The following is a 24229-nucleotide window of genomic DNA, read 5'->3' as shown; positions in this document are numbered from 1 at the left end:
GCCTGACATAACCTATCTCCGACTTTTTTTTGTCTTTATAAAATATCCGCTTCGCTGCTTCGTCATCCTTATTAAGATGAAACAGCTGGTCCTTACAAATAGCATTATGGCCATAGAGCAAAACGAACGCATACAGGCAACTGTGAAGCAGGAGCGCAAGCGATTGCTGCACTTTATCCGGCAACGGGTAAACAATGCGTCCGATGCGGAGGATATTTTACAGGATGTTTTCTATCAGTTTACAGAATACCTGCGCCTTGGCAGCCAGGTAGATTCCATTACCGGCTGGCTGTTTGCCGTAACCCGGAATAAGATTACCGATTGGTTCCGTAAGAAGAAAGAAACTCCTTTTTCTGATTTCACGCGCGAGATAGAAGGCGAAGAAGTGTTATTTCTCCCCGAACTCCTTTCCGACAAGAACCAGGAAGCAGATACCCCCATGGCAAAAAAGATTATGTCGGAAGCCATCATGGAGGCTATCAGCGAGCTGCCGGATGATCAGCGGCAAGTATTCCTGCAACATGAACTGGAAGGAAAATCCTTTAAACAGATGAGTGAAGAAACAGGTGTGGGTGTGAATACCCTCCTGTCACGCAAACGTTATGCGGTGCTATTCCTGCGGGAACGCCTGGCAGAACTGTACAGCGAATTATTAAACGACTAACTTAATTTATTAAAAATATGAGAAACGAATTTGGCAGAAGAAAAGGCGCCCACGTACTTAAATTTATCCTGTTGGGTGCTGTCTTCGTAGTAGCAGTGGGTTTTGTGACCATGACATTATGGAACTGCCTCATCCCGGAACTGTTTCACGGACCGGTGATTACTTTCTGGCAGGCATTGGGACTGTTGTTACTGGGTAAGCTGCTTTTTGGCTGGAACAGCCACCACGATAAATTCAACCGGGGCCGGGAATGGAAAGCCCGCATGAAAGAAAAGCTGTCCAATATGACACCGGAAGAACAGGAAAAGATGAGAGAACACTTCCGTAACAGATGCGGAACCGGCTTTGGTGGATGGAGACGCGAGCAGGGCAACCGGGATACCGATCAGCCGAAGAACGAAGAAAAAGAATCACTTTAAAAAGTATAATGCGATGATAGGCATATTCAAAACCAATATAGGTAGCCTGGAAGAGCGTAGGCAGATGATCCAGGCCATTGCATCCAGCTTTCCCGTTGGGTCCTGTCATGTAGACCTGGACGATTGTGACAAGGTATTACGTATTGCCGACTTACAGGTAGAAGAGAATATTATTGTAGAATTCGTTCAGAAACAAGGTTTTGAATGCGCTGTACTGGAATAATTTAAGATTTCTTTAACAGCACACCAATATTCCCGGGCCAGATGGCGGATTTATTATACATAAAATTATTTTATATGTAATAAGCTATTGGCCGGCTCGCAAATCTGGCGTAACTTCAAAGAGAATGCAGTGGCCCGGGTATATTGTTTAGCATGCCAGGTAATGTGTTTTTGAACCCTCTAAATTTTATTTCCTATGTACCTGAACCAGCACGAGATCCGATCTCGCTTAGACACCAGTTTCGACAACTTCGTAGACTTTGTGAATACGTTGCCGGATATACGTTTTACCGCATCTCCTTATGGTAAATGGTCGGCTGGTCAACAACTGGATCATCTCACCAAATCCATCAGGCCTGTTAGCAGCGCCCTCGGATTTCCAAAAATCACCCTGCGCTATTTTGGTACCAGCGCCATACCATCCAGGTCTTACGACCAACTGGTGACCGACTATCAGCGGGTATTGAATAATGGCGCAAAAGCTACCAGGGCCTATCAGCCAGGTGTGATTTACCCGGCGCAGCGAACAGCACTGGTACAAGGTTTTCTTCTCCAGAAGAAAAAACTGACAGATAAACTCCAGGCCTGGTCTGAAAATGAACTTGACCGCTACCGGCTGCCGCATCCCCTTCTCGGAAAGATTAACATCCGCGAGATGTTATATTACATTGCGCACCATAACGAACACCATCTTAGCAAATTAAAGGACCAGGAGCTACAGGGTCATACCTGGCAGAACCAACTCCAGCAGTTAATATTTTAATTTTTTAGTTAACTTGATGTTATCTAAAAAATCAAAATGGCTACAACTGCGTTAGTCATCAGCGGTGGCGGCTCCCGGGCAGCTTTTGCTGTTGGCGCCCTGAAATATCTCTATTCACAACATCCCGACATTAACTTCGACTTCTTCTGCGGCACCGGTATCAGTGCATTGATTGCCCCGCTGGCAGCACTCGGGGAAATTAACCTGCTGGAAAAACTTTTCACCAGTAACACTACAGCGGACATCATCAGCACCAGCAGCATGCTGCAACGCTTCCCGCAAAGCAATTCCCTTTACAACGCCACCGCCCTTTCTCATAAAGTGACGAATATCTTTACGGATCAACGTTTTCGAGCCCTGCAACAATTGAACAAAGAAGTGTTTGTAGCCGGCCGTTGCCTGCAAAACAGCCGGGTTACCTACTTCTCCCCTGCCAGTACGGATATGGTGAAGAAAGACTACGATGTTATTTCCCTGCACGATAATTATACTTTCCGCGAAGCGGTACTGGCCTCCTGCAGTATGCCGGTATTTATGCCACCGGTGGAAGTGGCCTCCCTGCCCGATCAGGTGCAGCAATTCAGTGATGGTGGTGGCGCTTCTTATCACCCCGTGCAACTCGCGATAGAAAAAGGCGCCACCGATGTATATGTTATCCTTACAACACCGGAGGTGGCAGGACAGCATGATATTGTATTTAAAAACCTGCTGGATATACTGGAAAAAGAAGTGGATCAGCACCACAATGGGATAGCTGCCACAGAACTGCAGTCCACCCACCTCCTCAACCATACGCTCACCTACCTGGACGCTGTAAAAGAAAAAATGAAACAGGCTGGTGTTCCCGCTGCCACCATTGACGACTATTTCGATGTGCCGGCAGGAGCCTTCCTACAGGGAAAGAGAATGGTAAACCTGCATGTAATCCGTCCCAAACATGAACTGGACGTGCATATGGGCGGCCTCGAATTTATACCGCAGGTGATGCAAGAGATGATGGCGGCAGGAGAAGAGCAGGCCAGGGAAGTGCTTCATTCATCTTCATAAAAAAACGGGATGCTGTTTTGCACAACATCCCGTTCCATATCCGGCAGCGGATCTTAAGATACCGCCTTGTTATTACTTCTGTCTACATCGGCCATACGCTGGCTCGGATCTATCTCCAGTTCTTTAATATCTTTCAGTGGCGTATCCAGTTCCACTTCATATACCGGGTTGGTCCAGTACCAAACGTTCTCGACTATACGTTTTACGTTTGGATCCTCATTTGGTTTTTCGCCGTACATGATCGACAGCGGAATATAGTGCATCACTTTATTACCGCTTTTATCTGTTACCAGGAAGTCGATTGGCATTGGCATGTAACCCACTCTGCGTAAGCGTACCACCGTTTTATTACCTTTTGCAAACACACTGTCGATACCGTAATCGATATGCTTTACGGAATTGATAAAGTATTGTTTATACCAGTCGAGTGCAATACCACTTTCTTTCTCCATCACTCTTACAAAATCATTCACATTCGGGTGTTTGAAACGCCATTCATTGTAGTAGCGTAACAAACCTGCATCGCGGTTCTTTGCACCGATTACATACCCCAGTTGTTCCAGGAATACGGCTCCTTTGGAGTAAGCAGTAAGGCTGTAGCCATAGTTGGTATTGTAATGATCGGAGTGCGTGGTAGCTGGTTCTTCGAACGGACTTCTTACCAATGCAAAGTAACCGCCATAGGAATCTTCCTGTGCATTCAGGCCTTTCAGGGAATCGATGGTGTTATAGATCACATTGTTTTCTGCGAAAGTGGTAAAGCCTTCATCCATCCATGGATAAAGACTTTCATTGGTGGCCAGCATTCCCTGGTACCAGCTGTGCATCCATTCATGCATGGCTACGTTGTAGAGGCCATCCATTTTACCGTTGCCCATGATGAGGGTTGCCATCGGGTATTCCATGCCACCGTCGCCGCCTTGTACGAAAGAGTACTGCTCATATGGATAAGCGCCATAGTGTGCTTTAATGTATGCGTAAGCAGCAGGGATCATCTTCGCCAGCTGTGGCCAGGTATCACGGGTATACTCGTTTTCGATATAAAAGAAGTGCGCCGTAAAACCATCTACTTTCTGGGTGATGTGTTTATATTCGGTATCAGCCGCCCACATGAAATCGTGTACATTGGGAGCAATGAAATGCCAGGTAAGGGTGTTACCGGCAGGTGGTATTACTTTGGTGCCGGGCTTCTCATAGCCATGACCAATCTGGTCAGGGTTTTGCAGGTAGCCGGTACCGCCGATGGTATACTTTTTATCGATGGTGATTTTTACGTCATAGTCGCCCCATACGCCGTAGAATTCACGTGCAATGTACGGGGTGGCATGCCATCCTTCGTAATCATATTCACACATTTTAGGATACCATTGCGCCATGGAGAAGTCAACGCCTTCGGAGTTATTGCGGCCACTGCGACGGATCTGTACCGGCACCTGTGAAGCAAATTCCATGTCGAATACGGCTTTTGAATGTGGTAGGATAGGCTTATCCAGAGGCACTTCCAGGATGGTTTCCACTACTTTGAAGTCCTGTGGTTTCCCATCTCTTTTCAGGGAAATAATTTTCTGATAGCCTATTTCATCCGGTTTCAGCTGAGAGATACGGTCGCGTACACGGCCGTCCCAGTCGCGGCGTTCGTTGCCTTTCTTATCTTTTCCGATCACAATTTTCCCCAGTTCACGGCTGCGTACATCCATCATGCTACCGGGCTGAAACGCGTTCCAGTAGAGGTGGTAAAAGACTTTCTTTAAGGTATCGGGAGAGTTATTGTAATATTCAAGATGTTGTTGTCCCTTGAACTGATTGGCAGGTGCATCCACCTTCACATCCATGGTGTACTTTACTCTCTGCTGCCAGCGGTCAGACTGAGCGCTTCCCTGTAACCAACTGCCCGCCAGCAAAGCGATGGCAAGACAGCTACCTGTTGTAACCCGATACTTCATTCCGTTTCTTTTTGTTTAAACAGCTAAAATAAGGATCATTTGGCGATTTGCTGTTGATAATTGATGAGTGAGCAGTTGTTTTTGCGTAAATCAGGAGAATCCATTGAAGCTCAGTTCCATGAATTCCGCGTATTGTAATGCGGCCGGTTCAAAGGCTTTAAGATCTGCCTTTTTGAGTGGCTTAAACAGATCCACGGCAATGGTAACGCTGTCCTTTTTAATGGTCCGTTTCCAGGTGCCTATTACTTGCCCGTTGCGCACAAGAATAGGGCTGAAAATGCCGTTGGGAGTAATTACCTTTTTGGAGAAGGCCATGTCGATCAGGGTGCTGCGGTCCTTGTAGCCGATAAAGTATTCATCGAATGCAGGGAGTAGCAAGGCGGTATCGGGTGTGGGCTGTTTTTTTTGAGGGCCCATCCAGTAAGTCACATCATTGAGCACCAATGATTTCAGGGTGGCTTTTGTGCCTTCCAGTCCGGCTTTGGCATCGGTGAGGGTAATACCGGCCCATTGGGCAAAGTCGGGTACTGTGGCGGGGCCGTGGCTGATAAAAAAACGTTGGGCCAGGATCACGAGCGACTGGTCGCGGGTGAAGGCGACTTTTCCGGGCAGCCATTCATCGAGCAGGGCAAAGGTGGGTTGTTTGCCTTGCCAGGGGCCATTGCAGATGAGGCCATCTACAGCTGCGTGGTAAATGATATGGTCCATGCGGTGATCGTCTGTATTGACGCCTTTGCTCTGCAGCAGTGTGGTGAGGTCTTTCCGGGTCTGGTAATTGCCACCGGCCAGGGCTTTGGTGATCAGCTGGTTGGTGTTTTGCAGGAAGGCATCATTCATTTCCAGTTTGCGCAGCAGGCTTCCCATACGGGTTTTTACGGCGGGTGCAATGATCTGGATGACCCAGCGTACATCGGCGGCTGCGATGAGGTGCAGTGTTCCTCTGAAGGCGGTGGTACGGATAATGGCTTTGCTGGCCAGTGCTTTTTCGATGTCGCTGTCTTTACTGCCGGGAAGCCGTACACCGATACCCCATTTGCTATTGCCGTATTCCTGGGCCTGCATGGCGCCGAAGAACGACACGATGTCTTCCGGTTTCCTGATGGAAGTTTTGATTAACTGCTGATGCTGAAGCCGGAGTGCAGCGATATCGGTAACGGTCATGGCTGAATGATTTATGCTACAAAATAACCACCGTTGTGTGACAACGGTATGTCAGGACCCGATCCGGAAGATAAAATAATTATTCAACACCCTGAACAACCACTACGATCTCGCCTTTCACGCCTTTTTCCGCGAAGTAGTCATGTACTTCCTGGAGGGTACCGCGTTTGTTTTCTTCAAACATTTTGGTGAGTTCGCGGCTTACGCAGCATTGGCGGTCTGGTCCGAAGTACTGAATAAGATCAGTCAGGGTTCTGAGCAGGCGCATGGGAGATTCGTAAAAAACGATGGTCCGTTCTTCGGTAGCGAGTTTGGTGAAGAGGGTATGTCTGCCTTTTTTATGAGGAAAGAATCCTTCAAAGGCGAAGCGAGTCATGGGGATGCCGCTGTTGACCAGTGCGGGTACAAAAGCGGTGGCGCCAGGGAGGCATTCTACGGGTACACCGGTGCGGGTGCATTCCCTGACAAGCAGGAAACCCGGATCCGATACGCCGGGCGTACCTGCATCGGTGAGCATGGCCATAGTTTTACCGCCTTGCAGCTGCTGCAGGAGGTGTTGAACTATTTTATGCTCATTATGCTGATGGTAGGGGGTAACGGGCTTGTTGATCTGATAATGCCGGAGCAGTACGCTGGACGTGCGGGTATCTTCCGCCAGGATCAGGTCTGCTTCTTCGAGTACTTTTACAGCCCGGTAGGTAATATCGGCCAGGTTGCCGATGGGAGATGGAACGAGATATAATTTCATAATTAGTTACGAATTACGAACTACGAATTTGTGGGGAGATGCAGTCCGGAGACCTCATTGGTCATCTTCCCCACAACTCCGTTATCCGTAATTCGCAATTAATTATTGTATTTGTACTTCAAAAGATTCCATGACCTGGTTTGCCAACAGTTTCTGGCAAGCGTTTTCAGCAATCGTTCTTGCTTCTTCCTGGCTGGCAGCTTCAATTTGCAGCGTAATGTGTTTACCAATACGTACATCCTGTACCTGGCCGAGGCCGAGATTTTTGAGACCACTCATCACCGCTTTACCTTGCGGATCTAATAATTCTTTCAGTGGCATCACATTGATATGTGCAGTAAAAGTCATTGTGTTAGAAATTTTGCCGCAAACCTACATCAAAAAATCCAGAATGTTAAACCGCTTCTATTTTCGGTGGTACGGCGATGGATAATATTACGTAACAAATAAATATAAAAGGAACGGTGGCAAACTTCAGGAAAGGTATGCTGGCAATGGTTAAGAAGATGAGTAGGAAGCGGGTCCAGTTGTCGGCCAGGCGCTTACTTTTGAACTTCAGGCTGATCATCGGAATTTCCGCGATCATCAGATAGCAGAGCAATGCAATGGTGATATAAAGCACCCAGATATTCTGGAACCAATGGGCCAGGTTAAAGGGATTGAACAGCAGAATAAGCGGGAAAGAAGCCACCAACAGTGCCACAGCAGGTGTAGGTACGCCGATAAAATTTTCCGACTGACGGGTATCTATATTAAACTTCGCAAGGCGGTAAGCGGCGAAACATGGCACCAGTAAGGCCGGAGCCAGGTTGATGATAGATACATCGAATACATCAGGTTGCTGGAAATAAGCGCTGCGAAGCAGGCGGTAGAGCATCATACCGGGTACTACACCAAAAGTTACCACATCGGCGAGTGAATCCAGTTCCTTACCCATAGGGCCGGATACCTTCAGGAGGCGGGCTACCATGCCATCAAAAAAATCGAAAATGCCGGCAATCACTACCAGTGCGGATGCCCAGTATACCGGTTCAGGGCTGATAATCGTATAGTCGGTACCGTTAATTTCGGCGCGGTATTCAGGTGCATGGAGGATGCAGATAATGGCCAATGCCCCGCAAAAGAGGTTACATAGGGTAAGAATATTCGGTATTTGTTTCATTGACAGCGATTATAATGATTTTTAAGATGATCCTGATGAGCGAAGATAGAATATTGATAATTATATTATATCATCTATATTTTAATCTTTGTTCACCAGGACCATCTTAAAAAAACATGCTTACTTTGCTGCCATCAGGGCTTCGATTTCATCTGCCGTGATAGGAATATTCTTCATCAGGTCCACATTACCGGACTCAGTGAGCCAGATATTGTTTTCGATGCGGATACCCAGTTGTTCTTCTTCAATATAAATACCTGGTTCGATGGTCATCACCGCACCTACCGGAATAGGCTGATGGAAAGAAGGACCGAGGTCATGAACATCCACACCAAGATGATGGGAAATGCCATGGTACAGGTATTTGCGGTATGCCGGTGTTTCCGGATCCTGGTTTTTCACCTGTTCTTCAGTGATCAATCCCAGTTTGATAAATTCTTTAGTTGCTTCCAGACCTACCATTTCATGATACTTCGCGATGGTTATACCCGGACGCAGGATAGATTTGGCGTAGTTATGCAGGTGCAGACAGGCATCATACACCTGGCGCTGACGTGGCGAAAACTTACCATTTACCGGAACGGAGCGGGTAAGATCTGCGTTATATCCACCGTATTCCGCGCCGAAATCCATGAGGATCACTTCTCCGTCTTTACATTCCTGGTTATTGGAAATGTAGTGGAGCGTACGTGCGCGGTCGCCGGAAGCGATGATAGACCCATATGCTTCACCGGCAGAACGGTTGCGCAGGAATTCGTGCAGGATTTCTGCATGAATTTCGTGTTCCCATACACCAGGTTTTATAAATTTCAGGATACGGCGGAAAGCTTTTTCGGTAATATCCATCGCTTCCTGCATCACTTTTATTTCTTCCGGTGTTTTTACTGCACGGAGTTCCTTAAACAGTACAGCAGCGCGCAGGTAGTGGTGGAGCGGGTAACGCTCTTTCATTTCCTGTGCATAACGGTAGTCTCTTACGGGAACCAGGTTTGATTTACGGTTATTTTCGTTGGTATTCAGGTAGATGTTGGCTGCATCGTTCACCCACTGCTGCAGCAGGGCATCGAGACTATCCAGCCATACTACGGTAGACATACCGGAAACAGCAAATGCTTCATCTTTACGCAACCTGTGACCATCCCACTTTTCTTTTAACTCGTTAGGTCGCACCAATACTAATACTTCGCGGTATTTCGGATCCGGGTTATCTGGAAACAATACCACCATCGTGTCTTCCTGATCAATGCCTGTGAGCCAATACAGATCTGAGTTCTGTTTAAACTTATACAAGGCGTCACCATTGGTGGGCAGTTCATCATTGGAGTTGATAATAGCGATAGACTGCGGCTTCATTTTAGCCACAAAACGCTGGCGGTTCTTTATAAACAGCTGCGGATCCAAGGGCAGATTCTTCATATCTTCTTAATTTCAAATGAGGCTTCAAACGTAGGTAAAATTCGGGAGGTAGAAATGTGAAAATGCGTTGAATTAGCAAATCGGTCAATATCTGCAACATTAAATGACAAAATCGTACTAATATTTCTTTGCGCTTACTTAATGCTATATTCCCCGGAAAACAGTTAGATAAATTAGTAGCGAAAAGTAGACATTTTGAATATATCGCAACAACTACCCCAAAACAGGTGATTAATTTCTAAATTTCAATGGTCCAACACCGGTAAAATTTGATAATATCAAAAAATCCCTAGCTTTGCTTTTACACCAAAACAATCTTGCTTTTATGCAAATGAGTAGCGTAAGGAATCCTATTGCTGACTTACGGGGACTTGGCATAGAGAACGTAACGAACGTCTATTACCAACTTTCACCCGAAAAACTGGCGGAGCAGACGGTCGCCCGTAAACAGGGAGTATATGCCGACAGCGGCGCACTGGCGGTGAACACCGGTGCATTTACCGGCCGCTCGCCTAAAGACAAATTCATTGTAAAAGACAACATCACTGCCGACACTGTTAACTGGAACGACTTCAACCTCCCTATTTCTGAAGAACATTTTGATCGCCTATACAGCAAAATTACCCGTTATTTCGGCGGGAAAGACGTGTGGGTACGTGACTGCTATGCTTGTGCTGACCAGGATTACCGGGTCAACATCAAAGTAATCACCGAACTTCCCTGGTCTAGTCTGTTTGCCTACAACATGTTCCTGCGTCCTTCGGAAGAAGAGCTGGATTACCTGCATCCGGAATGGACCGTGATCCAGGCCCCCGGCTGCCTGGCAGATCCTGCTGCAGATGGTACCCGTCAGGAGAACTTCTCTGTCGTGAATTTTACGAAGAAGATGATCATCATCGGCGGCAGTGCATATACTGGTGAAATCAAGAAAGGTATTTTCACTATTCTGAATTATGTATTACCACATAACAAAAACGTACTGAGCATGCACTGCTCCGCCAACATGGGCGAAGAGGGTGACACTGCCGTATTCTTTGGTTTGAGCGGTACCGGTAAAACCACGCTGAGTGCTGATCCTTCCCGTAAGCTGATCGGCGATGATGAGCATGGCTGGACCACCACCGGCGTCTTTAATTTTGAAGGCGGTTGTTATGCAAAATGCATTGATCTTTCTGAAGAAAAAGAACCACAGATATTTCATGCAGTACGCGAAGGCGCCCTGCTGGAGAATATCACCTTTTTTCCGGGAACGCAGACGGTGAATTATGCAGATGGTTCCATTACGGAAAATACACGGGTATCTTATCCGCTGCCTTATATCGACAATGCCCTGGAACCTTCCGTGGGAGGCATTCCAAAGAATATATTTTTCCTCACCTGTGATGCATATGGTGTATTGCCACCTGTGTCGCGGTTAACGCCCGGTCAGGCAATGTACCAGTTTATTTCCGGGTACACGGCAAAAGTAGCGGGTACAGAAGCAGGCATCACGGAGCCTAAATCTACCTTCAGTGCATGTTTCGGCGCGCCTTTCCTGCCATTGCATCCGGCGCAGTATGCGGAGATGCTGGGCGAAAGAATGCGTACCTACGATGTAAATGTATGGCTGATCAATACCGGTTGGACAGGCGGCGCCTATGGCACCGGCAACCGTATCAAACTGTCTTACACGCGTGCTATGATTACCGCAGCCTTGAATGGCTCGCTGGATAAAGCCGCCTTTCGTGCACACCCGGTATTTGGTGTGGAAATCCCGGACCAATGCGCCGGTGTACCATCCGAGATACTGGATCCGAAGAATACATGGGCGGATAAAGCAGCGTACGATGCACAGGTAAAAGACCTGGCAGGACAGTTTATCCGTAATTTCGAAAAATATGCCGACGCAGCAGCACCAGAAATACTGGCTGCAGCGCCTAAAATTTAATACTCTTACTGTGATCTGATTCTTCCCGTTGCATATCAACAAGAAGATTTATATTTAAGTTTTGCCTTATAATTTCCACTGAACCACTCGTAAGATCCTGACAGGCGCAATGCCTGAGCAAAACAAGTTCCTTTACAGGGGCTTGTTTTGCTGGACCTTCGGAAGATGAAAATAACTGTAGCTACTCCACAAACCGGCCCCTGCTTCCATTTCACTTTATCTATTTAGTTACGGAAATCCCAGTTTTCCTTACCTTTGCACATGCAAATTTTAGACGGTAAACTCGTTTCTGAGGCTATAAAAGCCCAATTAGCCGCTCAGGTGGCTGAATTGAAGGCCGCTGGTAAAAAGGTTCCTCACCTGGCAGCCATCCTGGTAGGTAATAATCCGGCAAGTGAAACCTACGTCGCATCCAAGGTAAAATCATGTGCGGAATGCGGTTATAACTCTACCCTGCTGCGGTTTGATGCGCAGATCTCTGAAAAACATCTGCTGGATCAGATCATTCTGCTGAATGAGAATCCGGATGTAGATGGTATCCTGGTACAATTACCTTTACCCAAACATATTAATGAAGAGCTGGTGATCAATACCATTGATCCAAGCAAAGATGTGGATGGCTTCCATCCTATGAACGTTGGTAAAATGGTGAGTGGCCTGCCTGCCTTCATCCCGGCTACACCTTATGGCATTATGCTGTTGCTGGAACACTACAATATTCCGACAAAAGGCAAGCATGCCGTAGTGATAGGCCGCAGTCATATTGTGGGTACTCCCATGAGCATCCTGCTGAGCCGCAATACCAATCCCGGCAATTGCACCGTAACACTTACCCACTCCCATACACATAACCTGGCAGAGATCTGCCGCCAGGCGGATATTATTATCGCAGCCATCGGCCGGCCTGATTTTGTAACTGCCGATATGGTGAAAGAAGGCGCCGTGATTGTGGACGTAGGTATTAACCGGGTAGAAGATGCTACCCGTAAAAGCGGTTTCCGCCTGAAAGGGGATGTAAAATTTGATGAAGTGGCTCCTAAATGCAGCTATATCAGCCCGGTACCGGGTGGCGTAGGTCCGATGACCATTGCCGCATTATTAAAAAATACCTATCATGCCACTATCGGTTTGAAAGGAAGTATGAATTAAATGTGACCGGATCTAAAAAAACCGGACCTTTGTGAAGTAAGTCATGTCTGTATTAACAAAAAATATCAACACCGATACCCTCCCATTGATGGAGCGCTTTTACACTATCCAGGGTGAAGGCTATCATCAGGGCAGGGCTGCCTATTTCATCAGACTGGGCGGCTGTGATGTGGGATGTGTATGGTGCGACGTAAAAGATAGCTGGGATGCCGATAAGCACCCGCAGGTAGCAGTAGCCGATATGGTATCGGAAGCTGCTGCATATCCGGGCCGCATTGCCGTCATCACCGGAGGAGAACCGCTGCTGCATAACCTCGATAGCCTGACGCGCACCCTGCATAAACAGGGTTTTCAAACGCATATCGAAACTTCCGGTTCCTCCCCGCTCAGCGGAAAATGGGACTGGATTACTTTATCGCCCAAAAAATTCAAAGCCCCCTTACCGGAAATCTGTAAGGTAGCACATGAACTGAAAGTGGTTATTTTTAATAAAACAGATTTTGCCTGGGCAGAGAAATATGCAGCGTTAGCCGGCAAGCACTGTAAGCTGTACCTGCAACCTGAATGGGAACGCAGTGCAGAAATGACTCCGCTGATTACGGAGTATATCAAAGACCATCCGGAATGGACCATGTCTTTGCAGATACATAAGTATATCAATGTTCCTTAGCAAAGAAACAGACTGATGATATTGATTTTCCTGATTTGATTTTACAGGATTTTAAAAAGATTTGGGGAGATGAAAGCGGATATATCCGCTTTCATCTCCCCAAAATATTTAACAACATAATTCAATTCCCCCAATCCTGCCACAGACAATCGCCGAAGACGATCCGTTACATAAAATATCTCCGCCGCACTATTTCTGGCAGTATTTTCGTTAATTACACTGCGAATACAAACTATGAAAAAGACCTCCCTGTTAATACTTGGTTGCCTGTTGGGCTTAGGACTGCATGTGCAAGCCCAGTCAGTTACCTATGAAACCGCTCCAAAGAAAGCCAAAGCCAGTTTTGACCGTGCCATCGATGCAGTAAGAACTTACCAGACCAAAGCCGCCATCGGATTTTTACAGGATGCTCTGAAAGCAGCGCCCAATTTTACTGATGCATACGGACAAATGGGTTTATGTTATGTGGAACTGAAAGACTATGCCGCTGCGAACAATGCTTTTGAAAAATTAAAGCAATTAGATAGCAGCGGATTAAGACCTGTGATGGTGCCGTACTCCAGGGCGATGGCCGGTACCGGAAATTTCGTAGGGGCATTACAGTTAATCAATCAATATATTGCGGCTTCCAAATCGAAAAGTGCGAATGCGGAAAAGCTGAAAGTGAATTATGAATTTGCAGTAAACAACAAGCGTCAGACCGTGCCATTCCACCCGGAAAACCTGGGTGATCCGGTAAACAGTAAAGATCCGGAATACTTCCCCTCATTAACTATTGACAGTAAAACATTGATCTTCACCAGACGGGTAAACGGCCGCAATGAAGATTTTTATATTACGTACCGGAACAACAATATCTGGTCAACGGCACAAAACATGGGTGAACCTGTAAACTCCTCTTTCAATGAAGGCGCACAAAACATTTCACAAGATGGTACCATGCTGGTATTCACCGGCTGCGAATTTCCGGAAGGTAAAGGCAGCTGCGATCTTTACTACTCGGAAAAAACCGCTTCGGGCTGGACCGCCCCAAAGAATATGGGAGCCCCCATCAACACCCGCGACTGGGAATCACAACCCTGCCTCAGCGCCGACAAACAAACACTTTATTTTGCACGTGAAACACCAAATCATGGTGCAGATATATTTGTAACCAGGCGGCTGCCAAACGGACAATGGAGCGTTCCGGAGGCCATGGGGCCCAATATCAATACCAGTGGCAGGGAAACCACTCCCTTTATCCATGCCGATGGACAAACACTGTATTTCGCCTCCGACGGGCATCCCGGCTATGGCGGTCTGGATATCTTCTATTCGCGGCGGCAGGCCGATGGCAGCTGGGGACCAGCGACCAATCTTGGCTACCCGATCAACACCATCGATGAAGACGCATCGCTGGTAGTAGAAGCTGATGCCAAAACCGCCTACTTTGCGTCCGACCGGTCGGATACCCGTGGCGCACTCGATATTTACCGTTTTGAACTGTACCCGGAAGCAAGACCCCTGCAAACCTTGTACGTAAAAGGATATGTGTATGACTCGCTCACTCAGGCACGTTTAGCCACTAATATTGACGTGATTGATCTGCAGGGCGGCTATAATATTGCCACCGTTAAAACCAACGACAACGGGGATTACCTGGCGCCATTGCCGGTAGGCAAAGATTATGCGTTGCATGTAAACAGAAAAGGATACCTTTTCTATTCTGATAACTTTTCGTTGAAAGATCATAATCCGGGCGTTCCTTTTGAGAAGAATATCCCGTTACAACCATTGGCTGCAAATGCCAGCATTGTACTCCATAACATCTTTTTCGACAGCAAACAATATCAGCTGAAACCCGAGTCTGTTACAGAACTCAGTAAACTGGTAAACCTGTTGCAGGATAACCCCGGCGTAAAAATTGAGATTGCCGGTTATACGGATAATGTGGGTTCAGACAAAGACAATTTATTGTTGTCACAGAACCGTGCGAAAGCGGTGGTGACTTACCTGACAGAAAAAGGTATTACAGCGAATCGCCTTACAGCAAAGGGTTACGGAGAAAGTAGTCCTGTGGCCACAAACGATACGGAGGAAGGAAGAGCGGCCAACCGGCGTACGGTTTTCCGGATTATCAGTTTGTAGTTATAAAAAGATTAAACACTAAAAAAGCGGGTTGTTTCCTTATAGAAGCAACCCGCTTTTACATTCGCTTAGTTGTATTTTAATTGGATAGTAACTTTCCAGATACCTTCTTTGAGGATGGCCATATCGAACCAATAGTTAAAATAATCTCCATTTACTTCTCCGTTGTTGTACATATCTACTCTCAATACCTGTCCTGCTACAAAAGGCAATGGAAAGCCCGCTATTTCAAGTTCCAGGTGATCCGGGAATTCAGTGTATTTTGTTGGATTATTCAAACCGAGATTGTGCCAGTCTTTTAAATCAGTGACGCCAGGAGTGGTGGAATAGTCGTACCCGATCAGTAGTTTAGGATCAACCGGTGTACCGTCTTTCTTCAGCGTATACACGACGATCTTATTCTCGGTGGTCGCCTGTCTTTCGAACTTCACATCAATACCGGTAAGTTTTCCATCAACGCCTCTGAAAGCATAAGAATAGGGCAAAGCATAGCTGACCTCCACGGTAAGTGCGGTAGCGATGAGCATTTCACCAGAGCTATTCTTCACTCTTACATCAATCGTATACTTGCCTTTAGGGAGTTGAAGTGTATCAGATGCCTCCGGATAAATGACAATGTTGCCATTTTCGGGATTAATATCGATAGCCGGGCGGTTCACTTTTTTACGCTTTGTATCCAGCTCCTGCACTGTTTTTTCTTTGCCTGTATATTCTGCATCCCAGAAATAAGTATCCACTTTATAATTCATAACTCCTTCTGCCAGTTTACCATCGGCAGTACGAATGGCCTCAATGGTGAATACCAACGGTTTTGTTGACTCATCGGTAACCATGGCGCCAGACTGGATGAGCGATGCACCTACTGCTACTTTGATAGAGGGATTTGTATACTTGAGCGCCGGACTTAAAAAACCGTTATCATTATCTTTTGTGCAGGAAATGGCAAACACCATTACGGCCAGCCATAGTATGCCATTTATTTTAGTCGATATTTTCATGATAAAGAAAATTAGGATTATCTGAAATACTTTAATTTAAATCCGGCTGCAAAGCTGGAACTGTTATTAAGTACGTGAACAATTGCGTTGGCAGTGATGAGGTTATGTGTCTGCATATTACCGGTAAACCTGATAGTATCGGTTCCTGGAATTTTTACATGCACATATTCCAGGTAGAATGCGGATGTCTGGACAGAACTTCCAGCATTTACGCCACCACCTTTTCCACTGATCATCAAACTATCCCCATTTAAGTCTTTGTAGTATCTGACTTTATCATTTAATGCCGTTTCCAGTGAAATTTTTGCGCCGGTAATAATAAACCTGTTGAGCAGCTTCACCAACGTATCTTTACCAATACTGGCCAATGGTCTGAGCGCCTGTCTGTCGTCCGGATTATAGTTCATCTGCAAGCGCATCACACCAGGATTAGGCACTGCAAAAAAGGTAATACCAGCCTGATTTACCAGTGATTTTGTACCTGTCAGATCAATAATTTTGATCAGTGAATCAAACATATGATTTGATCTGCTTGCCAGAAAATCATATACCGGCATATTCTGTTCTTCTCTTGATTGATGAGATAAACCACCATCTACGTAATAATCATCCTTCCTGCAAGCCGCCAGCATCACAATAATACCTGCCGCTGCAAGGAGCAGCTTTTTTAATGAAATAATTTTGCTCATATAATATCTTTTATAAAATAAACAGGACGATTTATTTCCAGTATTCATTTTGTGTGATCATGAAGTTGCTTTTCGCGATAATTCCCTGATCTATGGGTAGTAACCAGGCGCCTCTCTGGTACCAGTCGGCCATTGTTATTTTTGAATCTTTATCCAGCTTTCTTGTTCTAACGAGATCAAAGAAATATTGCCCTTCTCCAAGTAATTCTTTCCTGCGCTCCAACAGGATAGTGTCCTGGATATTTCCTCCGCCGGTATATGGAGTTGCATAGGCACGTGCTCTTACTTTATTCAACAGCAATGCTGCTTCGGCCGGTCTGCCTACAGCTGTACTGGCCAGCGCTTCTGCTCTTAACAGCATAATATCCGGCAGGCGGGTAATGATAATATTGGATTCATTAATATTCTGCGTGGAGGTATCTCCCTTCAACTGCAGTGTTCTGTATTTACCAAGGAAAATGCGGTCTTCCCGTACACCCTGCAAATAGGTTTCGCGGATAAACCAGGTAAATAAACGGGCATCCCTTGCACCAGGTGTAAACATCCGGTTAATCTGATCCCTGGTAGGACAGAGTAAATAACGGTCGTCGCCGCCACCTCCATCTGATTGGTCTTTATACCAGGGCATGCCAAGCGTTCTGTTATACACTTTGTTCTGTTGTAACTCCCGTAAGTTGGCATCAAAGTTCAATTCGAAAATACCTTCCCGCGATTTACCAACAAAAATGCTGAGTAGATTAGTAGTATCTGTTACCAGGCTGTATGGCCCTTTTGTGATGACGCTATCACATAATTTCTCACAGCCGGAAAAATCCTGCAACCATCCCAGTACATGCGCTTTAATGGCCCAGGCTGCGCCTTTGGTAGCTCTTACGGCCCTGTCGCCATCACCATAATCGAGTTCCAGGTTATTAATAGCTACATCCAGGTCTGCTTTAATCTGCTTAAATACTTCTTCCTGAGGCGCTCTTGCGAGGTTATCAATGTTCACCCCTTTTAAAGTCAGTGGTACATCTCCCCAAAAACGGGCGAGGTAAAAATAGGTGAGCGCTCTCAGAAAACTGGCTTCACCAATATGTCTTTTTCTTACTGCGTCATCATACAGATTAATTTGCGGAATTTTTTCCAGCAGGAGGTTACATTGAGCGATCACTGTGTAAAACTGGTTCCAGTTACCACCCCCATTGTTAAACAGCGCTGCTGCTGTATTAGTAGCAATACCTGTTTCCTGCCGTACGTTCACACTCTGCGAGTAACTGGAAAATACATCCGCCCGCATATCTCCCATCAGGAAAACTTTATCAGGCACTACTGTGCGGAGGAAAGAATAAGCAGCTGCCACACCTTTCTCCACATCGGATGAAGTGGTAATCGCATTTTCTGCGGTAGGCAGTTCAATGATAGTTGGATCCAATATTTTTTTACAGGAAAATAATAATGCGATGGCGACCAGGAACACGCCTGCAATGCTGTTTTTTCGGGTAGTTATTATTCTCATATGCTTAGAATTCGAAGTTAAAGCCACAGTTAAATTTGTAAGGAATGGGATAGCCATTACCGAGGTCATACCCATATGTATCCACGTTTTCGGGATCTACGCCACTATACTTTGTAAGGATGAACACATTGCTCATACCGCCGTACACCCGCAGTCTCCTGATATGTACCTTACTCAGTAAAGCAGAGGAAAAGTCGTAGCTCAGGTTTACGTTGTTCAAACGGATAAAGCTGCCATCTTCCAGGAACATATCTGTATTGATCTCATAGTTACCAATAAAATCATAGCTGGATAATCCATAATACCTCCATGGATTCAGTACAGGGTATTTGGCATTGGTATGTTCCGGTGTCCAGAAATCCAGGTCGGAGACGTCGAGCAGGTTTCTTTGACCACCAGGATAATTCACGTTTTCGCTGGCTGTCCAGCTCACACCACGGATACGGTCTGCCTTTACCTTATTGAAAACTTTATTGCCGACAGAATAGTTAAAGAACATATCGAGTTGCAGCGTGGAGTTGTTTTTAAACTTATAGCTGAAACTATGTGATACGCTACCGGTGAATTTGGGATTAGGATCGCCACTGTATACCCGGTCGGAATTATCGAGTACGCCAATTCTTCCATCGCCATTCACATCCAGAATCCGGATATCCCCTGCACGGTAAGGATCCTGGGAAGCGAAGCCGCTTACATTCGGATACAACTTTTTACCGGTGTACTTATTCACTGGTACCGAAGCATCATCCGGATATACGCCTAAATATTTCATCAGGTAAAAACCGTTGAGCGGACGTCCGATTTCCAGGTAAGGTTGTCCCACCGCATAATCAGACCTGGATACGCTTCTTCCGAAATCCGGCAGCTTGGTTAGTTCATTTCTATTGAGGGCACCGATTAAAGTAAGTGAATACTGGAAATTTCTGCCGGGCTTCGTGATATAGGCAGTGATGGCAGCTTCATAACCATAGTTACGAACCGCACCGCTATTGATATATCTCTTTGCGTATCCGCTGGTACCGTTTACTGCATCCGGGAACAGGAACCCATCGGTATGCTTATCATAATAATCCAATGTGGCAGTGATCCTGCTATTGAAGAATTCGAGATCTAATCCAACACCTTTATCCTTTGTAGTCTGCCATGTCAGGTTAGGCAATGCAATACCATTTCCCTCTTTATAACTTGGCGACAACAACGGGGTGCCATTATAAGTGGCATTGTCACCGCTTTTAGTAAGATAAGCGCCTACAGCCAGGTAATAATCTTCGTACTGTGTACCGGATTTACCCATGCTGGCCCTGATTTTACCGAAGTTCAGCCAGCGACCGATATTTTTACGCACAAATTTCTCTTCTGTAAATACCCATCCCGCAGAGGCAGAAGGGAAATAGCCCCATTGATTATCCTTTCCGAACTTGGAAGATCCATCGGCACGCACTACACCCTGGATAATATACTTCTTGTCGTAGTTGTAAGATAACCTGGAGTAATAGGAAAGTAAGCCATATTGGAGATTGTGTGTTTCCAGTTTCAGGTTAGCCTGAGGATAGCCCTGAATTACCTGCTGTGCATCACTGGGGCCGCCTGTGGCAGCGCCATAGATATTGTTATTTTCACTCGTATTGATGGTATTACCCGCCACCAGATCTACCGAATGTTTGTTGATGGTATGATACAGTCTCAGGAATGTTTCACTGAGCAGGTTTACTTTTTCCTGTGAATAATAAGATGCTGCTGCTTTATTATCGTTCCTGGTAGCAGAAGGCTGAAAAGACCGGGTCCTGTAAAATTCATAGTTGCCTGATCCACGGGAGGTAATGTTTAAAAATTTAAACACGTCGTAGCTTACTTCCAGCTGTGCCAGCGCTCTGCGGGTAAGATCGATGTTCACACCTTTATTATAGGATTCAAGAAAAGCATCGAAGAAACCGCTGCTGGGCCCCGGACGGAAAGAGGAGGAAAAATTGTTACCTACTACTGCAGCATTGTAGGTATCTCCTCTTTTCTGGCTCGCATCTGTCTGGCTAAGATTTGCCCTACCGGTAATTGTCAATTTGGAAGAAGGTTTAAATACACCATTGTAAGTGAGTGCAAACCGGGAGAAACCGGAGCCCAGTACAATACCTTTTTCCTTGTAATAATCAACCCCAAGGCGGTAGCTGGCATTTTCCGTTGCACCGCTGATGCCAAGGTTGATATTCTTCAGATCAGCATCCCGGAAATATAATTTCTGCCAGTCGGTAGAGTTATTATAGAAAGTATTCAGACTATCTGATAATTCAATGGGCATATCTGTGTACCCACCGCCTACTTTGGATGATTTATACTGATTGTATAATGCAATTTTGAAATCGCGCTCTGCTCTTCCCCCTAATGTTTTACGAAGAGAAGGATAATAACTGAGTCCATATTGTGTGTTTAAAGACACAATAGGTTTACCCATTTTTCCGCGTTTGGTATTAATGATGATCACTCCATTAGCGCCTCTTGAACCATAAATTGCGGTGGCAGATGCGTCTTTTAATACATCTACCGATTCGAGGTCAAAAGGGCTAAAGCCAGCAAGTACGCTGGTGATAGCCTGCCGGGGATCGGAAGGGTTGAAAACATCCTGTTCCAGCGGTACTCCATCGATGATAAATAACGGTGTACTTACCACGCCTGAATTGGCGGAGTTGGAAAAGGAAGCAAGCCCTCTTATCTGGACCATGCTTCTGCCACCGGGCATACCGGAATTATTTTGTACCACCAGTCCTGGTGCGAGGCCCTGTAATAATCCTTCAATAGAGCCACTTGGTTTGTTTTGTAACTGTGATCCTTTGATCGTGGAGATAGCGGAGGTAGTTTCCCTTCTTTTCTGCGTACCATAGCCCACTGTTACATTTACTTCCTGTAACTGGGAAGAAGAGGGCTGTAAGGTGATCAGCAGATTGTCGGCATTACTTCTGACGAGCTGATTTTTAAATTCTTTGCCAGTGGTAGTCAGTTTACCATCGTTCAGGTGCAGTTGTAAAGTATTGAAGCCGATAGAGGAGATAATGATGTTGGCATTCTCCGGCACACCGTTGAGCGTAAATTTGCCATTTTCATCTGCATTGGCTCCTTGTCTTGAGCCCTGCACCATAATGGTAGCGCCAATAATAGGCTGATTATCGGGGCTTATTATTCTGCCGGATAATGATACAGTTGCCAGTTGCCGGGTAGCAAGTACGGTCACAATTTTATCGTTAATTTCAAAGGTGAACGGCTGGTCTTTAAACACTTCTTCCAATGCCTTTGGAAGTGCCTCATCTTTAATATTAACGGTAACGGGGACTGCGTTCCGTGCAAACCGGGCATCGAATATAAAGGCATAATTTGTTTGCGCGCGGATGGTAGCAAGTACCTGTTCAAGCCGTGCATCCGTAACATGCAGATTTACCTGCTGTGAAAAAACGGTAGCGGCTGTTGCCAGGGAATAGAAGCCCGCAAGTAATAAAATGCAGGCATAGCGCTTCCAATGGCCCGCGAGGTGGCCACATTTAGTTTCCATAAATGTAATTTTTAAAGAATGGATTGTTGGTTGATAATACTCAGAATTTTAGTGCTCTAACAGTAACTGGTTTTTGCTTAAGTTAAGTTTTATATTACTTGTTTTCCCGATCGCTTTCAATAGTAATGGCAGTGGTGTGCTGCGTGGTAACTGTCCGTATAAATGTGCGTCCGGAAGAGAAGCGTAATCCACTTCAATATCATACCAACGTTGAAGTTGATGTGCCACATCCTGCAGGTCGGTGTTTGAAAAATAAAACATATCGGACATCCAGGAAATATCTTCCTTTACATCTGTTCTCTTTACTATTATTTTACTGCCTTCCACAGTGGCTTGTTCTCCAGGCTGCAGTATCCTGGCTGCTGATCCATTTTTCGGATCTATTTTGATGCTCCCTTCTACCAGCGTTGTTCTGGTATAAGGCTCATCTGTATATGCCTTCACGTTAAAGGAAGTGCCTAATACGGATAAAGACTGTTTACCTGTGATCACGAGAAATGGCTTATCCGCATCTTTTATTACTTCAAAATAGGCCTCACCGGTTAGTTCCACTTTACGTTGGTCTTTGGTAAAGCTGGTAGGATACCGCAGGGAAGAGGCTGCGTTTAAATATACCCTGGTACCATCCGGCAGTACCAACTTATAGTACTTTCCCCGGGGAGTGGAAAGGGTATTAAAAGCAACTTCCGGAGCTGCGTTAACCGGTTCACTCATATAGGTGAGCGCCCCTTTTTCACTGTTCACTGCCCTGCTACCTTTCTCTTCAATTATTTGTGCAGGAGATATGCTATCCAATGCTACCTGTCTGCCGTCCGACAAGGTGAGCATTACATTATTTGTTTTTGCTGCGGGTAATGAAGCGGGCGCCTGTAGGGCAAACACTTTTTCCGTTTCTGCAGGCAATGGTTTGTTCCACAATAAGTAAGTGCCTGCGGATAGCAACACTAAAATAACCGCTGCGGCGGTCCAGGCCAGTAATACCTTCAGTTTTACAACAGGAGCTGGCTGAGGGTCTTGTTGCTGATGGCTTTCCTGCCGGATTCTTTCCAGTAAAGCGCTGGCCTGTGACCTGGTAAAGAAGTCCTGTTGTTCATCTGTATTTGTTTTGGTAGCGCCCCATTTAAACAAGCTCTCATAAAGTTCCCTCGCTTCAGGATCTGACAGTAAGGTAAATAACTCCTCACGTTCCTCGTCCGAGATATTACCATTAACAGCTTTATGATATAGGGATATTAACTTGTTTTCCTGCATAGTAGCGGCTTAAAGTCTTCGTCTACTATATAAGACAGTAAAAGGGGGTAAAAAGGAGATATGGAGGAAGAAAAAAATTATTTAAATAAACGCAAAACCACCACAGACAACAACATCGTTTCTTTTACCTTGATATAACGGTAAATAAATTTAAGCGCCAGCTGGTTATATTTCTTTACGGAATCAGTGCTTAAATGCATCCGGCTGGCGATTTCCGGATTTTTATATCCTTGCGCACGTAGGAGGAAAACCGTTTTTTGCTGCATGGGGAGTGCTTCAATGGCTTTATCCAATATATCAGCATGTTTGTAAGCGACAGGTGTTTCCTTATCATCCTGCGTTTCTGCGAATAAACGGTATTGCTGTTGTTTTTTTCTTTCTGCTACCAGAACTGACAGGTAATTCAGGGTATAATTACGTAACAGGATGAAAAAGTAGGCGTTAAATTGTTTTATGTGGACCAGTTTTTCCCGGTCATTCCACAACTTTACAAAGATGTCCTGCAGGATTTCCTCTGTTTGTTCCCTGGAGCCTATGATAGGATGAATAATATGGCCAGCCTGGTGTACATAACCATGAAAAAGCTTCGCAAACGCCTGTTCACAGCCGCCAGCGATTTCCATCAGAATTTCCTTTTCATTGTCTATACTCCTTAACCCCATGAGCTAATTTAGAGAATTGGTTGACGATTTTGGCAATAGGTTATATAACACGGAGATGGGCAATATTAAGTATTAATTGGAACAATCAATAACATTATATTGCCCAAAGGACATATTAAATTATCAGAAAACAGCTGTTAACTCAGTAATTACGTAAAGTACTTTTCAGAATGGAATC

21 protein-coding genes are annotated in these 24229 nt (G+C 45.6%); 9 read left to right on the top strand and 12 right to left on the bottom strand.

All coding sequences use genetic code 11. The annotated features are described in order from the left end of the window. The first annotated feature begins 76 nt into the window (after window positions 1-76). The 5 genes from BMW79_RS08445 (at window position 77) to BMW79_RS08425 (ending at window position 3115) form a co-directional block, all read left to right on the top strand. Complete coding sequence (locus BMW79_RS08445; RefSeq protein WP_245752417.1) at window positions 77-664, top strand: RNA polymerase sigma factor; 588 nt, start codon at window positions 77-79, stop codon at window positions 662-664. A 17-nt stretch (window positions 665-681) separates the two neighbouring features. Next, a complete protein-coding gene (locus BMW79_RS08440; protein ID WP_177192082.1) occupies window positions 682-1083 on the top strand; it encodes a hypothetical protein in 402 nt (133 codons plus the stop codon). A gap of 13 nt (window positions 1084-1096) precedes the next feature. Further along, window positions 1097-1306 carry a hypothetical protein gene (locus BMW79_RS08435; RefSeq protein ID WP_089893117.1) on the top strand — a complete coding sequence of 70 codons (210 nt, stop codon included), beginning with the start codon at window positions 1097-1099 and terminating at the stop codon, window positions 1304-1306. A gap of 195 nt (window positions 1307-1501) precedes the next feature. Beyond that, on the top strand, window positions 1502-2068 hold the full coding sequence (locus tag BMW79_RS08430; RefSeq protein WP_089893114.1) for a DinB family protein: 567 nt from the start codon (window positions 1502-1504) through the stop codon (window positions 2066-2068). Between the two features lie 36 nt (window positions 2069-2104). Continuing rightward, on the top strand, window positions 2105-3115 hold the full coding sequence (locus BMW79_RS08425; RefSeq protein ID WP_089893111.1) for a patatin-like phospholipase family protein: 1011 nt from the start codon (window positions 2105-2107) through the stop codon (window positions 3113-3115). Window positions 3116-3168: 53 nt separating this feature from the next. On the opposite strand, the gene BMW79_RS08420 is transcribed toward BMW79_RS08425, so the two are convergent. The 6 genes from BMW79_RS08420 to BMW79_RS08395 form a co-directional block, all read right to left on the bottom strand. Beyond that, window positions 3169-5058 (bottom strand): M1 family metallopeptidase, encoded by a 1890-nt coding sequence (locus BMW79_RS08420; protein WP_089893108.1) that lies wholly within the window; start codon window positions 5056-5058, stop codon window positions 3169-3171. A 90-nt stretch (window positions 5059-5148) separates the two neighbouring features. Then, window positions 5149-6219 carry a winged helix DNA-binding domain-containing protein gene (locus BMW79_RS08415; protein WP_089893106.1) on the bottom strand — a complete coding sequence of 357 codons (1071 nt, stop codon included), beginning with the start codon at window positions 6217-6219 and terminating at the stop codon, window positions 5149-5151. 79 nt (window positions 6220-6298) lie between these two features. After that, on the bottom strand, window positions 6299-6967 hold the full coding sequence (gene rsmI, locus BMW79_RS08410; RefSeq protein WP_089893103.1) for a 16S rRNA (cytidine(1402)-2'-O)-methyltransferase: 669 nt from the start codon (window positions 6965-6967) through the stop codon (window positions 6299-6301). 102 nt (window positions 6968-7069) lie between these two features. Continuing rightward, window positions 7070-7315 (bottom strand): phosphoribosylformylglycinamidine synthase subunit PurS, encoded by a 246-nt coding sequence (gene purS / locus BMW79_RS08405; protein WP_089893099.1) that lies wholly within the window; start codon window positions 7313-7315, stop codon window positions 7070-7072. Between the two features lie 46 nt (window positions 7316-7361). Then, window positions 7362-8129, bottom strand: a complete 768-nt coding sequence (locus BMW79_RS08400; RefSeq protein WP_089893096.1) for a CDP-alcohol phosphatidyltransferase family protein — start codon at window positions 8127-8129, stop codon at window positions 7362-7364. Window positions 8130-8249: 120 nt separating this feature from the next. Next, on the bottom strand, window positions 8250-9545 hold the full coding sequence (locus BMW79_RS08395; protein WP_089893094.1) for an aminopeptidase P N-terminal domain-containing protein: 1296 nt from the start codon (window positions 9543-9545) through the stop codon (window positions 8250-8252). Window positions 9546-9870: 325 nt separating this feature from the next. Here BMW79_RS08395 and pckA point away from each other — a divergent pair, with 325 nt between their 5' ends. The 4 genes from pckA (at window position 9871) to BMW79_RS08375 (ending at window position 15418) form a co-directional block, all read left to right on the top strand. After that, window positions 9871-11472, top strand: a complete 1602-nt coding sequence (gene pckA, locus BMW79_RS08390) for a phosphoenolpyruvate carboxykinase (ATP) (protein ID WP_089893091.1) — start codon at window positions 9871-9873, stop codon at window positions 11470-11472. Window positions 11473-11733: 261 nt separating this feature from the next. After that, window positions 11734-12621 (top strand): bifunctional methylenetetrahydrofolate dehydrogenase/methenyltetrahydrofolate cyclohydrolase FolD, encoded by an 888-nt coding sequence (folD, locus tag BMW79_RS08385; protein WP_089893087.1) that lies wholly within the window; start codon window positions 11734-11736, stop codon window positions 12619-12621. 43 nt (window positions 12622-12664) lie between these two features. Beyond that, on the top strand, window positions 12665-13291 hold the full coding sequence (locus BMW79_RS08380) for a 7-carboxy-7-deazaguanine synthase QueE (RefSeq protein ID WP_245752415.1): 627 nt from the start codon (window positions 12665-12667) through the stop codon (window positions 13289-13291). 234 nt (window positions 13292-13525) lie between these two features. Continuing rightward, complete coding sequence (locus BMW79_RS08375; protein ID WP_089893084.1) at window positions 13526-15418, top strand: OmpA family protein; 1893 nt, start codon at window positions 13526-13528, stop codon at window positions 15416-15418. A gap of 68 nt (window positions 15419-15486) precedes the next feature. Here the strand turns inward: BMW79_RS08375 and BMW79_RS08370 are convergent, their stop codons facing one another. The 6 genes from BMW79_RS08370 to BMW79_RS08345 all read right to left on the bottom strand — a co-directional run bounded on the left by BMW79_RS08370 (window position 15487) and on the right by BMW79_RS08345 (window position 24051). Next, the gene (locus BMW79_RS08370) at window positions 15487-16416 is read right to left on the bottom strand and encodes a DUF5007 domain-containing protein (protein ID WP_089893081.1); all 930 of its coding nucleotides are present in this window, start codon (window positions 16414-16416) and stop codon (window positions 15487-15489) included. Between the two features lie 17 nt (window positions 16417-16433). Continuing rightward, a complete protein-coding gene (locus BMW79_RS08365) occupies window positions 16434-17105 on the bottom strand; it encodes a hypothetical protein (RefSeq protein WP_089893078.1) in 672 nt (223 codons plus the stop codon). A 31-nt stretch (window positions 17106-17136) separates the two neighbouring features. Next, window positions 17137-18603, bottom strand: coding sequence for a RagB/SusD family nutrient uptake outer membrane protein (locus tag BMW79_RS08360; RefSeq protein ID WP_177192081.1), 1467 nt, complete (start codon window positions 18601-18603; stop codon window positions 17137-17139). Between the two features lie 4 nt (window positions 18604-18607). Beyond that, entirely contained in the window at window positions 18608-22138 is a 3531-nt protein-coding gene (locus BMW79_RS08355) for a SusC/RagA family TonB-linked outer membrane protein (RefSeq protein WP_089893072.1), read from the bottom strand. Window positions 22139-22186: 48 nt separating this feature from the next. Beyond that, entirely contained in the window at window positions 22187-23389 is a 1203-nt protein-coding gene (locus BMW79_RS08350) for a FecR family protein (protein ID WP_089893069.1), read from the bottom strand. Window positions 23390-23466: 77 nt separating this feature from the next. Next, on the bottom strand, window positions 23467-24051 hold the full coding sequence (locus tag BMW79_RS08345; protein ID WP_089893066.1) for a sigma-70 family RNA polymerase sigma factor: 585 nt from the start codon (window positions 24049-24051) through the stop codon (window positions 23467-23469). Window positions 24052-24229: the final 178 nt, after the last annotated feature.

Origin of the sequence: Chitinophaga arvensicola (genome assembly GCF_900110835.1) — a bacterium.
In the GTDB taxonomy this organism is placed as follows: Bacteria; Bacteroidota; Bacteroidia; order Chitinophagales; family Chitinophagaceae; genus Chitinophaga; species Chitinophaga arvensicola.
Note: the sequence above shows the minus strand (reverse complement) of the source record. Positions and strands in the feature narration are given on the sequence as shown.

Coding starts and splice junctions, on each gene's coding strand:
- BMW79_RS08445 (WP_245752417.1), top strand. CDS start 77: ATGAAACAGCTGGTCCTTACAAATAGCATTATGGCCATAGAGCAAAAC.
- BMW79_RS08440 (WP_177192082.1), top strand. CDS start 682: ATGAGAAACGAATTTGGCAGAAGAAAAGGCGCCCACGTACTTAAATTT.
- BMW79_RS08435 (WP_089893117.1), top strand. CDS start 1,097: ATGATAGGCATATTCAAAACCAATATAGGTAGCCTGGAAGAGCGTAGG.
- BMW79_RS08430 (WP_089893114.1), top strand. CDS start 1,502: ATGTACCTGAACCAGCACGAGATCCGATCTCGCTTAGACACCAGTTTC.
- BMW79_RS08425 (WP_089893111.1), top strand. CDS start 2,105: ATGGCTACAACTGCGTTAGTCATCAGCGGTGGCGGCTCCCGGGCAGCT.
- BMW79_RS08420 (WP_089893108.1), bottom strand. CDS start 5,058: ATGAAGTATCGGGTTACAACAGGTAGCTGTCTTGCCATCGCTTTGCTG.
- BMW79_RS08415 (WP_089893106.1), bottom strand. CDS start 6,219: ATGACCGTTACCGATATCGCTGCACTCCGGCTTCAGCATCAGCAGTTA.
- rsmI (WP_089893103.1), bottom strand. CDS start 6,967: ATGAAATTATATCTCGTTCCATCTCCCATCGGCAACCTGGCCGATATT.
- purS (WP_089893099.1), bottom strand. CDS start 7,315: ATGACTTTTACTGCACATATCAATGTGATGCCACTGAAAGAATTATTA.
- BMW79_RS08400 (WP_089893096.1), bottom strand. CDS start 8,129: ATGAAACAAATACCGAATATTCTTACCCTATGTAACCTCTTTTGCGGG.
- BMW79_RS08395 (WP_089893094.1), bottom strand. CDS start 9,545: ATGAAGAATCTGCCCTTGGATCCGCAGCTGTTTATAAAGAACCGCCAG.
- pckA (WP_089893091.1), top strand. CDS start 9,871: ATGCAAATGAGTAGCGTAAGGAATCCTATTGCTGACTTACGGGGACTT.
- folD (WP_089893087.1), top strand. CDS start 11,734: ATGCAAATTTTAGACGGTAAACTCGTTTCTGAGGCTATAAAAGCCCAA.
- BMW79_RS08380 (WP_245752415.1), top strand. CDS start 12,665: ATGTCTGTATTAACAAAAAATATCAACACCGATACCCTCCCATTGATG.
- BMW79_RS08375 (WP_089893084.1), top strand. CDS start 13,526: ATGAAAAAGACCTCCCTGTTAATACTTGGTTGCCTGTTGGGCTTAGGA.
- BMW79_RS08370 (WP_089893081.1), bottom strand. CDS start 16,416: ATGAAAATATCGACTAAAATAAATGGCATACTATGGCTGGCCGTAATG.
- BMW79_RS08365 (WP_089893078.1), bottom strand. CDS start 17,105: ATGAGCAAAATTATTTCATTAAAAAAGCTGCTCCTTGCAGCGGCAGGT.
- BMW79_RS08360 (WP_177192081.1), bottom strand. CDS start 18,603: ATGAGAATAATAACTACCCGAAAAAACAGCATTGCAGGCGTGTTCCTG.
- BMW79_RS08355 (WP_089893072.1), bottom strand. CDS start 22,138: ATGGAAACTAAATGTGGCCACCTCGCGGGCCATTGGAAGCGCTATGCC.
- BMW79_RS08350 (WP_089893069.1), bottom strand. CDS start 23,389: ATGCAGGAAAACAAGTTAATATCCCTATATCATAAAGCTGTTAATGGT.
- BMW79_RS08345 (WP_089893066.1), bottom strand. CDS start 24,051: ATGGGGTTAAGGAGTATAGACAATGAAAAGGAAATTCTGATGGAAATC.